This is a genomic window from Roseovarius confluentis (assembly GCF_002917925.1).
In the GTDB taxonomy this organism is placed as follows: domain Bacteria; phylum Pseudomonadota; class Alphaproteobacteria; order Rhodobacterales; family Rhodobacteraceae; genus Roseovarius; species Roseovarius confluentis.
Map to the genome: position 1 here is coordinate 70,325 of NZ_PPFE01000004.1, position 11,823 is coordinate 82,147.

10 protein-coding genes are annotated in these 11,823 nt (G+C 66.2%); 5 read left to right on the plus strand and 5 right to left on the minus strand.

Going from position 1 to position 11,823, the window contains the following annotated elements:
- Position 1 precedes the first annotated feature (1 nt).
- The 4 genes from C2I35_RS10830 to C2I35_RS10845 are packed head-to-tail and all read left to right on the plus strand — an operon-like array spanning position 2 to position 4,048.
- Positions 2–1,381, plus strand: coding sequence for a leucyl aminopeptidase family protein (locus C2I35_RS10830; RefSeq protein WP_103763074.1), 1,380 nt, complete (start codon positions 2–4; stop codon positions 1,379–1,381).
- A complete protein-coding gene (locus C2I35_RS10835) occupies positions 1,378–2,232 on the plus strand; it encodes a C40 family peptidase (protein WP_103763075.1) in 855 nt (284 codons plus the stop codon). The genes C2I35_RS10830 and C2I35_RS10835 overlap by 4 nt, the downstream gene beginning before the upstream one ends.
- On the plus strand, positions 2,229–3,191 hold the full coding sequence (speB, locus tag C2I35_RS10840; protein ID WP_103763076.1) for an agmatinase: 963 nt from the start codon (positions 2,229–2,231) through the stop codon (positions 3,189–3,191). Before C2I35_RS10835 ends, speB begins: the two co-directional genes overlap by 4 nt.
- Positions 3,188–4,048 (plus strand): class I SAM-dependent methyltransferase, encoded by an 861-nt coding sequence (locus C2I35_RS10845; RefSeq protein ID WP_103763077.1) that lies wholly within the window; start codon positions 3,188–3,190, stop codon positions 4,046–4,048. Before speB ends, C2I35_RS10845 begins: the two co-directional genes overlap by 4 nt.
- Here the strand turns inward: C2I35_RS10845 and C2I35_RS10850 are convergent.
- Positions 4,026–5,372: a lytic murein transglycosylase gene (locus C2I35_RS10850; RefSeq protein ID WP_103763078.1), complete on the minus strand. Its 1,347-nt coding sequence runs from the start codon at positions 5,370–5,372 to the stop codon at positions 4,026–4,028. The two genes, C2I35_RS10845 and C2I35_RS10850, sit on opposite strands and share 23 nt — an antisense overlap.
- A gap of 97 nt (positions 5,373–5,469) precedes the next feature.
- Entirely contained in the window at positions 5,470–6,159 is a 690-nt protein-coding gene (locus C2I35_RS10855) for a helix-turn-helix transcriptional regulator (RefSeq protein ID WP_103763079.1), read from the minus strand.
- A 172-nt stretch (positions 6,160–6,331) separates the two neighbouring features.
- Between C2I35_RS10855 and C2I35_RS10860 the strand changes: the two genes are divergently transcribed.
- On the plus strand, positions 6,332–7,285 hold the full coding sequence (locus C2I35_RS10860) for a calcium/sodium antiporter (protein WP_103763080.1): 954 nt from the start codon (positions 6,332–6,334) through the stop codon (positions 7,283–7,285).
- 87 nt (positions 7,286–7,372) lie between these two features.
- Here C2I35_RS10860 and rnr read toward each other — a convergent pair whose 3' ends face one another.
- From rnr to dapE, 3 genes are all read right to left on the minus strand, one after another.
- Complete coding sequence (gene rnr, locus C2I35_RS10865) at positions 7,373–9,664, minus strand: ribonuclease R (protein WP_103763081.1); 2,292 nt, start codon at positions 9,662–9,664, stop codon at positions 7,373–7,375.
- A gap of 153 nt (positions 9,665–9,817) precedes the next feature.
- Positions 9,818–10,396 carry a TIGR04282 family arsenosugar biosynthesis glycosyltransferase gene (locus C2I35_RS10870; protein ID WP_103763424.1) on the minus strand — a complete coding sequence of 193 codons (579 nt, stop codon included), beginning with the start codon at positions 10,394–10,396 and terminating at the stop codon, positions 9,818–9,820.
- Positions 10,396–11,553 carry a succinyl-diaminopimelate desuccinylase gene (gene dapE, locus C2I35_RS10875; RefSeq protein WP_103763082.1) on the minus strand — a complete coding sequence of 386 codons (1,158 nt, stop codon included), beginning with the start codon at positions 11,551–11,553 and terminating at the stop codon, positions 10,396–10,398. Before dapE ends, C2I35_RS10870 begins: the two co-directional genes overlap by 1 nt.
- Positions 11,554–11,823 lie beyond the last annotated feature (270 nt).

The window sequence follows — 11,823 nt, forward strand, 5'->3', positions numbered from 1 at the left end:
CATGCCGCTTGAGTTTGCACCGGACGGGGCTGATGCCCTTCCGCTTCACGTGATCGAACAGGACGCGCTGGAGGATTGGCTGTCAGGCCAGTCCGCCAATGTGACGACATGGGTGAATGCGGCGGGATTCACCGGCGGGCTGGGCCAGTCGCTGCTGTTGCCGGATGGTAATGGCGCGCCGGAGATGGCGTTGGCAGGCTATGGTACCGAGGCAGCACGCAGGCGGGGGCGGTTTCACCTTGCCGGGCAGGCCGCGAGCCTGCCCGAGGGGGTCTATCGTCTGGAAGGGCTGGCGCCGGAGCGGGCCGCGGAAGAGGCGCTGGGCTGGCTGTTCGCGGGATATGCCTTTGACCGCTACAAGGATCAGAAACCCGCCAAGGCGACGCTGGTGGCCCCCGAGGGGGTCGATGCGGCCCGGCTGGAGGCGATTGCCGCCGGCGAGGCGCTGACGCGCGACCTGATCAATACGCCGGCCTCGGACATGGGGCCGGTGGAGCTGGAGGCGGCTTGTGCTGACCTTGCGAAGGAGCAGGGTGCGGAGATCGAGGTCATCCGCGGCGAGGCACTACTGGACGAGAACTTCCCGATGATCCACACGGTGGGCCGCGCCGCCGATCAGGCACCCCGGCTGATCGACATGCGCTGGGGCGGAACGGGGCCGACCCTGACGTTGGTGGGAAAAGGTGTATGTTTCGACACCGGGGGGCTGAACCTGAAGCCGGGCGCAAGCATGGGCCTGATGAAGAAGGACATGGGTGGCGCGGCGACGGTGCTGGGATTGGCCCGTATGATCATGGCGCTGAAGCTGCCGGTGCGCTTGCGGGTGCTGATCCCGGCGGTGGAAAATTCCGTCAGCGGCAATGCATTTCGCCCCGGCGACATCCTGACCGCACGCAATGGCATGACGGTGGAAATCAACAACACCGACGCCGAAGGGCGGCTTGTGCTGGCAGATGCGCTGAGCTTTGGGGCCGAGGATGAACCGGACCTGATGATCTCGATGGCGACGCTGACCGGGGCCGCACGGGTGGCGGTGGGGCCGGATATCGCGCCGTATTTCACCGATGACGGGGTGCTGTCCGGCGCGCTGGACGCGGCGGCGTTGGAGGTGGCGGACCCGGTCTGGCGCCTGCCGTTCCATGAGCCCTACGAGGCTATGATCGAGCCGGGCATCGCCGATCTGGACAACGCGCCCAAAGGCGGGTTCGCTGGCGCGATCACTGCCGCGCTGTTCCTGCGGCGGTTCGCGGGTGGCACGCGATACGCGCATTTTGACATATACGGCTGGAGCCAGAGTGCTGCGCCGGGCCGTACCAAAGGCGGGGTCGGTATGGGTGCACGGGCGCTGCTGGAGGCCTTGCCCGAGGTCCTGACGCTGTGACAGACCGCCGGCGGCTGCATTCCAACGGCCGCGTGGCCGATGCGGGCCTTTTGGGGCAGGTCGAGGCGGAGTTGTTCGTGGAAGGCGAAGACCGGCAGGTGATCGTGCCTGTCACGCCAATCCTGTCGGAGCCGGAGGGCAAGCGCGAGCGTGAACTGGTCTTTGGCGAGGGTGTGCGCCAGCTGGAAGAGCGGGACGGCTGGGTCTTTGGCTATGCGCTGCGCGATGGGTATGCGGGGTATATCGCGGCCGGTGATCTTGCCTTGCCGAAAGGGCCGCCGAACCATGTGGTGCAGGCGCGAATGTCCTATGCGCTGGGAGAACCGGATTTCAAGGCGAAGACCGAGCATCTTGCGCTGAGCCTTGGGGCCTGGGTGAGCGTGACCGGAACCGAGGGGCGCTGGGCCGAGATCTTGGCACCGGAGGGCCGGATGTACGTCCCGGCGGTGCATTTGCGCGTGGTCCGCGCGGTCGAAGCCGATCCAGTGGGCGTGGCAGAGCGGCTTGTGGGCACGCCCTATGTGTGGGGCGGAAACTCGGCGCTGGGGATTGATTGTTCGGGGCTGGTGCAGGTCGGGTGCCTGGCCTGCGGCGTGGCCTGCCCCGGCGACAGCGACATGCAGGAGGCGGAGCTTGGTGAGGCGCTGCCCGAAGACGCGCCTTTGCAGCGTGGCGATTTGCTGTTCTGGAAAGGGCATGTGGCATGGGTGGTTGACCCCGAGACGATCCTGCATGCCAATGCGTATCACATGGCCGTCGCTTATGAGCCATTGCAAGACGCCATCGCGCGGATCGAGGCGCAGGGGGACGGGCCGGTGACGGCCCGCAAGAGATTGGAGACAAAGCCATGAGTGACCCGTTCTTTCAGCCCGTTTCCGGGTTCGAGCTGCCGCGTTTCGCCGGTGTGCCGACCTTCATGCGGTTGCCGCATCTGCTGCCGGATCATGCGCGGTATGGCGACGTGGATGTGGGGATCATCGGGGTGCCTTGGGACAGCGGAACGACGAACCGCCCCGGGCCACGCCACGGGCCGCGGCAGTTGCGCGATGCGTCCACCATGATCCGGGCGCAGCATGCGGTGAGCGGCGTGCGGCCGTTCGAGGCGCTGAATTGTGCCGATCTGGGCGATGTAGGGCCGAACCCCGCTGATATCGCGGACAGCATGGAGCGGATCACGAACTTTTACCAAGGCGTCGTGGATGCCGGGATCACGCCGCTGACGGCGGGGGGCGATCACCTGACCAGCCTGCCGGTGCTGCGTGCGGTCGCCAAAAACGGCCCTCTGGGCATGGTGCATTTCGACAGCCATACGGACCTTTTTCACAGCTATTTCAACGGCCAGATGTACACCCACGGCACGCCCTTCCGCCGCGCTGTGGAGGAGAGCCTGCTGGACCCCAAGCGCGTGGTGCAGATCGGGCTGCGCGGCAGCATGTACGATTCCGAGGACCGCGATTTCGCCCGCGCCGAGGGCATCCGGCTGATCCTGATCGAGGAGTTCTTCGAACGAGGCGTGGCCGACGTGATGGCCGAGGCGCGTGAGATCGTGGGGGATAAGCCCGCTTACGTGTCCTACGACATCGACTTCGTAGATCCGACCTTTGCGCCCGGGACCGGCACACCCGAGGTGGGCGGTCCGAACTCGTACGAGGCGTTGCAGGTCTGCCGGGAACTTGAGGGCGTCAATATCGTGGGCGCCGACATGGTCGAAGTGTCGCCGCCGTTCGATGCCAGTGGGAACACGGCCTTTCTGGGCGTGTCGATCATGTTCGAGATCCTGTGCGTGATGGCCGCGGGACGCGCAAAATGAGTGCGATCGTCAATACCGAGCAGGCCGAGCATTGGTCGGGCAAGGCGGGCGAGGTCTGGGTGCGTGAACAGGCAATGTTCGATGGGCTGATGGCGCCGGTGCTGGACTTGTTGCTGGCGCGGGCAGGACTGCAAACCGGGAGCCGCGTGGTCGATATCGGCTGCGGCACAGGCGCTGGGTTGATCGCCGCGGCGGAGCTCGTGGGCGAGGGCGGCCACGTGACCGGGCTGGACGTGTCGGAGCCGATGCTGGAGCTGGCGAAAGAGCGGCTGGAGTCAGAGGGCGTGACCAATGCGACCTGTCTTTTGGCCGATGCGCAGGTGCATCCGTTCGGCGACATGGCGGCGGATCACTTGGTGTCGCGCTTTGGCGTGATGTTCTTTTCCGATCCCGTGGCAGCCTTTGCCAACATGCGGCGCGCGTTGAAACCGGGCGGGCGCATGACCTTCGTGTGCTGGGCCGGGATGGACGGCAACCCCTGGTTTCGCATCCCTGCCGAGGCGGCGAAGGCCGTGGTGGGCGCGCCCCCACCACAGGACCCGCGTGCGCCGGGGCCGATGGCATTTTCAGAGGCGGATTACGTGCGGGATATTCTGGGGCAGGCCGGGTTCGAGGGGATCGGGCTGACCACTGAAGAGATCACGCTGATGCCCATTGGCGACCTTGAGCAGAACGCGACCTTCGCGTCACGCGAAGGGCCCGCCGGGAGGATCGTCAAGGACATGGGCGGTGGTCGCAAGGACTATGCCGCCGTGGCGGCGAAGCTGCGCGAGGCCTTGAAAGCGTTCGAGACCCCGGACGGCGCGCTGCGCATTCCGGGGCGGGTGCATGTGGTCAGCGCGACCGCAGGCGGTTGAGCACCTCGCGCGAGGCGTAGCCGTCGACCTTCATGCCCGCGCTTTGCTGGAAGCCCATGATCGACTTGGACGTGTTCGGCCCGATGATGCCGTCGATCTTTTCCAGCGGATAGCCCATCTGCTTCAGCCGGCGCTGGATTTCCTTGCGTTCCTCGAAGCTGACGGGGGTATAGCCGCGCGGCCAGCTGGCCTGGATCGCGGGGCCGCCCTTGATGCGGTCGGACAGGTGCCCGACGCCGATCGCGTAGGCGTCGGCATTGTTGTAGCGCTTGATCACGTCGAAATTGGAAAAGACCATGAAGGACGCGCCGGCAGGCCCCGCCGGTTGCAGGATGCGGGCCGAGCCATAGTCGCGCACCGGGCGGCCATCGACGCCGACGACGCCCTGCGCGGCCCATTGCGAGGGCATCCGGCTCGTGTTGCCGAAGCGGGCGCCATTGGGCACGCGCACTTCGACGCCCCAGGGCATGCCCTTGCGCCAGCCGAAACGCTTGAGATAGGCGGCGGTGGAGGCGAGCGCGTCGGAGGGATCATTGGACCAGATGTCGCGGCGCCCGTCGCCAGTGAAATCCACGGCATAGGCTTCATACGATGTGGGAATGAACTGCGTATGGCCCATCGCGCCGGCCCAGGAGCCGGTGAAGTTTCGCGGCGTGGTGTCGCCGTTCTGCAGGATCTTCAGCGCGGCCATTAGCTGTTTCTCGAAGAAATCGCCCCGGCGGCCGTCGAAGGCCAGCGTCGAGAGCGCCTCTATCACGGGGATGTCGCCCATGCGGGTGCCGTACTTGCTTTCCAGGCCCCAGACGGCGGTGACGACCTCGGCCTCGACGCCGTAGGCCTGTTCGATCCGGTTCAGGGCGCGGCGGTGGCGGCGCAAGGCGTTTTGGCCCATGCCGACACGTTCGGGCGAGGCGGCGCTGTCGAGGTAATCCCAGATCTGGCGTTTGAACTCGGCCTGGTTGCGGTCTTTCGAGACCACGTCCGCGTTATAGTTGATGCCGCGGAAAGCGGCGTCGAAGACCTGCGCCCTGATCCCGCGCGACAGGGCGCGACCGCGGAACGAGCGGACCCAATTGTCGAAGGCGGGGTTGGAGACGCGGGTGACCTGCGCCTCGCCTGTGCTTTCGCTCAAGGCTTCGGGGCGCAATTTCGGGCGAAGGGACTTGGTCGAGACGGCGACCCGTGTGACCTGTGGCGTCGGCGTGGCCGCCTGTGCCGCTGCGGGCCGTACGACGGGCCGGATCGACGATTCGAGGGCCGTGGCCGCCGCGCCGCCGGACAGAAGGGCAGCGCCCAGAACTGGAAAGAGATACCTGACAAACATTGCTCGCCCCTTTTGGATGGGTTTGATTGGAGCATAGCCTGAAACAGAGTGTTTCAAAAGTGTTCAATGATGGGGCCGGGCGAAGTGTCGCCGTTCTTCAGGCCGTGTCGCAGGTCATGGCGGCAAGGCATTCGCGCAGTAGGATCGCGCGGCGGGGGCGGAAGGACGCGCCGGTCAGTTCCAGCCCGTGCATCCGGTCGAGGCGGAAGGCGCGGAAATCGCCGCGCAAGTGGCAGAAGGCCAGAAGGCAGAGCGAGGATTGCATGAGGACGACCGACAACGGGTCGACCTCGCGCGTGGTTTCGCGGCCCTCGGCGTCGGAATAGTCGAAACGGATGGTCTTTTCCTCCCACGTGGCGCGGCGCAGGCGGGCGGTGTCGACGCCGGATTGCGGCAGAGGGGTAAAGCGGCGGGCCGAGAGCACGGCGTGATCCAGCCGGTGCGCCTGGGCCTGCGGCAGGCGGGCGCGCAGCTTGGCCAGCGCCGATTGCGCGGCTTCGGCCAAGGTTCTGTCGCCCACCTCTTCGACCTCGCGCAGGCCCAACACAAGCGCCTCGAGTTCGTCCTCGTCAAAGTTGAGCGGGGGCAGGGCGGCGTCCTCAATCAGGCGGTAGCCGAAGCCCGCCGCACCGTCGATCACGGCGCCAAGACCGCGAAGGGCGTCGATGTCGCGATAGATCGTGCGAGCGGTCACGTCGAGCCGGTCCGCCAGCGCCTGCGCCGTGGCGGGGGGCGGCACGATGCGTAGGGCCTGCATCAATTTGAAAAGGCGTTCAGTCCGGGTCATGGCGCGGAGTATGCTGCCACATGGTGACAAGATTTGTCAGCATAGTTTGGCCGCAGGCGACGCGATGAACCTGTCACGGCAGCGAAATCTTTCCAGTGTCGTCTTGAATTGGGACGGAGCCTGCTCAGATTCGCTGCAACGCGTCTGATGCGCGGGATTGGAGTTACCTGAATTGGATATCGTCTTCGTGATCGCCGGGCTTGCAGGCCTGATCCTTGGCGGTGAATTGCTGGTGCGCAACGCGGTGCAACTGGCGCGGGGGATAGGCGTGTCGCCGCTTGTGATCGGGCTGACCATCGTGGGGTTCGGCACCTCGGCGCCGGAACTGGTGACCAGCTTGCAGGCGGCGTGGGTCGGTGCGCCGGGGATCGCGCTGGGCAACGTGGTGGGCAGCAATATCGGCAATACGCTGTTGATCGTGGGGATTGCGGCCTTGATCTCGCCCATTCTTGTGGCGCGGCGGGCACTGGCGCGGGACGGGGCCGTGATGCTGGGCGCGACGTTGGTCTGTGCGGCGCTGGTAATGAGCGGCGAGATGGGGCGCTTGGCCGGGCTGGGGCTCGTGCTCGCGCTGGCGGGCTACCTGGCCTTTACCTTCATGGCAGAGCGCAAGGGGCCGACGGCGGCGGGCGAGGTGTATGCCGCGGAAGGCGATTTGTTGCCCGAAGCGCCGGTGCGGGCGGGCCGTGCGGCGCTGGGGCTGTTGATCGGGCTGGTTGTTATCCTGGCCGGGGCGCGGTTCCTGGTGTCCGGGGCCGTGGGGCTGGCGCAGATGCTGGGGATGAGCGACGCGGTGATCGGATTGACCGTGGTGGCAATAGGCACGTCGATGCCGGAGCTAGTGACCTCGGTGCTGGCGGCCCGCAAGGGGCACGGCGAGGTGGCGTTCGGGAACATCATCGGCAGCAACATCTTCAACATCCTCGGCATACTGGGGGCGACGGTCTTGGTGGTGCCGATGGCCGCACCCTTGCCGATCACGGGGGTGGACCTGGCCGTGTTGGTGGGGTCGGCGGTGGTGTTCGTGGCGTTCGCCTTTACCGGCGCGCGGATCGATCGGCGTGAGGGGGCCGTGCTGCTGGCGGCCTACGCTGCTTATATTGTCTGGCTGTTGGCGAGCATCTAGCGGCGTTTCCGGGGCAGTTATGAAAATGCATTGTTTTCTGCGTTCGAAGAGGCAGCGAAAAGCGTTTCAATTCATCCCGGAAACGCCTTAGCGACGCTTGCGTGAGACCTTGCGCTTGGTCTTGTCGGACTTGTGCTTTTCGCGCGCCAGCTTGCGCTTGGGGCCGCCGCGCCCGCCCTTGGGCTTGCCGCGTCCCCGCCCCTTGCGGGGCGTGTCCGAACCGCCGGGCGTGATCGTCTTGCCGTCGAGCCGCACGAGGTCGAGCGCGAGACCGCCGGTGACAGGTGCCGCCTCGCTGAGGCGGACGACGACGCGCTGACCGAGTCCGATGACCATGCCGGTGTCGGACCCCATCAGGGTGCCGCGGTCGCGGTCGAGGTGGAAATACTCGTTGCCAAGCGCGCGCATCGGGATGAGGCCGTCGGCGCCGGTCTCGTCCAGCCGGACGAAGGCGCCGAACTTGGCGATGCCGCTGATCCGCCCGGTGAATTCCTCGCCCACGCGTTCCGACAGGAAGGCGGCGAGGTAGCGGTCATTGGTGTCGCGCTCGGCCATCATCGAGCGGCGCTCGGTTTCCGAGATATGCTCGCCGATGCTTTGCAGGCGCTCCTCGTCGGATTTCGACAGGCCGTCCTCGCCCCAGCCATGCGCCGATATGAGCGCCCGGTGTACGATCAGGTCGGCATAGCGCCGGATGGGCGAAGTGAAATGCGCGTAAGATTGCAGGGCGAGGCCGAAATGCCCGAAGTTGGAGGGTGCATAATAGGCCTGCGTCATGGAACGCAGGGTGGCGAGGTTGATGACTTCGACGTGGTCCGTGCCCGCCGCCCCGTGCAGTAGCTGGTTAAGGTGAGCTGTCTTCAGCACCTGGCCCTTGGCAAGCGTCAGGCCCGCGGCCTCGGCCACCTCGCGCAGGGTGTCGAGTTTCTCTGGCGGCGGTTCCTCGTGGACGCGGAAGAGGAGCGGGGATTTCTTGGCAATCAGCGTCTCGGCGGCGGCCACGTTGGCCAGCACCATCATGTCCTCGATCAGCTTGTGGGCATCCAGCCGGTCGGCGAAGTTGACGGAGGTGACCTTGCCTTCGTCGCTGAGCACGACCTTGCGTTCGGGCAGGTCGAGGTCGAGCGGTTGGCGGTTGGCGCGCGCCTCCTGCAGGGCGGCGAACGCCTCGTAAAGCGGGTTTATGACCTCGTCCGTGAGGGGGCCGCATTTGTCGTCCGGGTCGCCGTCGCGGGCAGCCTGTACCTGCTGGTAGGTGAGCGAGGCGGCGGAGCGCATCAGGCCGCGCACGAAGCGGTGGCCGATCTTTGTCCCGTGGGCGTCGACCTGCATGCGCACGGCGATGCAGGCGCGGGGCACGCCTTCGTGCAGCGAACAGAGATCGCCGGACAGCCGGTCGGGCAGCATCGGCACGACGCGATCGGGGAAATAGCTGGAGTTGCCGCGCTTGCGGGCCTCGGCATCGAGGGCCGAGCCGGGGGTGACGTAGCAGGCGACATCGGCGATGGCGACCCAGATGACGTGCCCGCCCTCATTTTTGGGGTCGTCGTCGGGATGGGCCCAGACGGCATCGTCGTGGTCGCGGGCGTCGGCGGGGTCGATGGTGACGAGCGGCAGGTCGCGCAGGTCTTCGCGGCCCTTGAGGCCTTGCGGTTTCTGTGCGTCGGCCTCGGCGATGACGTCATCGGGGAAATCGTCGGGAATGCCGTGCTGATGGATGGCGATGAGCGACACGGCCTTGGGCGCGGTCGGGTCGCCCAACCGGTCCAGGATGCGGGCCTGCGGCAGGCCCATGCGTCCCTTGGGCCCGGCCTGTTCGGCCTCGACCAACTCGCCATCCTTGGCGCCGCCTGTGGCGGAGGGTGTCACGGTCCATTCCTTGCCGTCGCCCTTGTCGATCGGCAGGATGCGCCCGCCCTCGGCGGTTTTCTTGAAGATGCCCAGCACCTTGCGCGGGTTGGTCCCGATCCGGCGAATGAGTCGCGCCTCGTAGTGATGCGCCTCGCCCTTGACCTCTTGCAGGCGGCCCAGGATGCGGTCGCCGGGGCCGAGCGCGGGATCGCTGGCGCGGGGGATCAGCAGGACGACCGGTTCCACCCCCTCGCCATGCCATTCCAGCGGGCGCGCCAGCAGCTCTCCATCGGGGGTCTGGTCACTGACTTGCAGCACGCTCACGGGTGGCAGCTTGTCGGGGTCGCGATAGGTTTTCTTGCGCTTTTCCAGATGCCCCTCGGCCTCGAGCTCCTTCAGGATGCGCTTGAGGTCGATCCGCGCCGCCCCCTTGATGCCGAACGCCTTGGCGATGTCCCGCTTGGAGGTCAGGGTCGGATTGTCCGAGATCCATTGCAGGACCTGTGATTTGGAGGGCAATTCGCTCATGCAATGGCACCTAGCACGAAGGTGGGGTGCGTTCCATGCGAAGATTGCCGACGCGGCCCGCCGCACCTTCTTTTTCTTGCCGGAAATACTCTCGGGGGTCTGGGGGTGAAACCCCCAGCCGGTCGACGCGGGCCTTGCCCGTGGCGAAACCGGTCACAGTGCTTTCAGGTCCTCGATCGTATCCACGTCCTGCAACGTATCGACAAGACCGATGCGCGCGCCCGGCAAGGTCTCCCTGCTGTCGGCCAGCGCATGTTCGGTGGACCACCGGACGCCTTGCAGGAAATTCGGGGGAACGGCGCTGGTGCGTTTCATCCCGATCAACCAGTAGCCGCCATCGGGGGCCGGGCCGAAGACCGCGTCCTGCCGTTCGAGCGTGGCAAAGGCGCGGGCGATGTGAGCGCGGGTGATGCCGGGAATGTCGCCGCCGACGATGCAGACCGGGCCGGGCGGGCGGGTCCGCATGACTCGGGCCATGCGGGCACCGAGGTCGCCGGGGCCCTGGGGTCTGCGCTCAAGATCGGCAGGCCAGGCGCGGCTGGTGAGGCCCGCAACGTCCGGGGCGACGGCCAGCACGAGGTTCCAGCGGGGATCGCGCAGGCGGCGCAGCAGGCCGGCGGTCTGGTGGCGGACCCACCAGGTTGCGTCAACCGTGCCGATATCGCGGGCCAGGCGGGTTTTCACCCGGCCCGGGCGCGGGTCTTTCAGCATGACGACAAGCTGTCGCCGGATCACGCGAAATAGTCTTTCAAAACGCGAGCATAGATTGCCTTGAGCTGTTCGATCTGAGCCACCTCGACCCGCTCGTCGACCTGGTGCATGGTCTGACCCACGAGGCCGAATTCCACGACCGGGCAGTGATCCTTGACGAAGCGCGCGTCCGAGGTGCCGCCGCTCGTGGACAGGACGGGCGTGACGCCGGTTTCGGCCTCGACCGCGCTCGACACGAGCTTTGACAGAGGGCCGGGCGGGGTGAGGAAGCTTTCGCCGGAGTTCTTGACCTGCATGTCGCCGCGCACGCCGAACTCGGCGCAAACGTCATCGAGTTCCGATTGCAGCCAGTTCGTCAGGCTGTTGCCGCTATGGGAATCGTTGTAGCGGATGTTCACGGTCATGCGTGTGGACTCCGGGATCACGTTGGTCGTCGGGTTGCCGGTGTCGATGGTCACCACGGCCAGCGTCGAAGGGTCGAAATGGTCGGTTCCCTCGTCCAGACTGTGCGACGACAGGCGATCCACCAGCCGCGCCATTGCCGGCAGCGGGTTGCAAGCGCGGTGCGGATAGGCGGAATGGCCCTGCACGCCGGTGAGCGTGATCCAGGCGGACAACGAACCGCGCCGGCCGATCTTCATCATCTCGCCCATGGTTTCGGGGCATGTGGGTTCTCCGACAAGGCAGGCGGTCATTGCCTCGCCTTCGGTTTCCATCCAGTCGAGCAGGGCAAGCGTGCCGTCGCGTGCATCGCCTTCCTCGTCGCCGGTGATGGCAAGGATCACCGCGCCTTCGGGAGGCGTGTCGCGGACGAAGTCGATGGCGGCGGCTGCGAATGCGGCGACGCCGGATTTCATGTCGGTGGCCCCACGGCCCCAAAGTTGGCCGTCGCGAATCTCGGCGCCGAAGGGATCGGCGGTCCAGGCTTCTGCATCGCCCACCGGCACCACGTCGGTATGGCCGTTGAAGCCGAAGCTGCGGGTGGCCTTCTTGTCGCCCCAGCGGGCGTAAAGGTTGGCGATGCCGTTGCGATCCACGCGGGTGCAGGAAAAGCCCGCGTCGGCGAGCAGGCGCTCAAGCAGTTGCAGCGCGCCGCCTTCCTCGGGGGTGACCGAGGCGCAGCGCACCAGTTGCGCGGTCAGGTCGACGGGGTCGGTCGGGGCGGAGTTTTGCAGCATTTAGGGTTTCCTGTGACGTTTCGACAGACCTAGCCTGCACGGTTTGTAACCGCAAACCCGCGCCCGGAAAAAAGTTTGTCCTCGGGGCATGATCGATGACGGAAATTCTTAACAAAGCGAAAGAAACGTGTTAGTTGATCCTTAATAAATGACCCGAGGCAGGGCAAAAGAGCAGCTGGGCAAATTGCCCGACACGTTAGCAGGCACAAAAAAACAAGCCGCGACGTGTCAGACCGGACCACCGGAAAAGCCGATTCTTGGCGTGTGCTG

What these genes read in the sequence shown, in the direction of transcription:
- C2I35_RS10830 (WP_103763074.1), top strand. Translation starts at nt 2, where the DNA reads ATGCCGCTTGAGTTTGCACCGGACGGGGCTGATGCCCTTCCGCTTCAC.
- speB (WP_103763076.1), top strand. Translation starts at nt 2,229, where the DNA reads ATGAGTGACCCGTTCTTTCAGCCCGTTTCCGGGTTCGAGCTGCCGCGT.
- C2I35_RS10845 (WP_103763077.1), top strand. Translation starts at nt 3,188, where the DNA reads ATGAGTGCGATCGTCAATACCGAGCAGGCCGAGCATTGGTCGGGCAAG.
- C2I35_RS10850 (WP_103763078.1), bottom strand. Translation starts at nt 5,372, where the DNA reads ATGTTTGTCAGGTATCTCTTTCCAGTTCTGGGCGCTGCCCTTCTGTCC.
- C2I35_RS10855 (WP_103763079.1), bottom strand. Translation starts at nt 6,159, where the DNA reads ATGACCCGGACTGAACGCCTTTTCAAATTGATGCAGGCCCTACGCATC.
- rnr (WP_103763081.1), bottom strand. Translation starts at nt 9,664, where the DNA reads ATGAGCGAATTGCCCTCCAAATCACAGGTCCTGCAATGGATCTCGGAC.
- dapE (WP_103763082.1), bottom strand. Translation starts at nt 11,553, where the DNA reads ATGCTGCAAAACTCCGCCCCGACCGACCCCGTCGACCTGACCGCGCAA.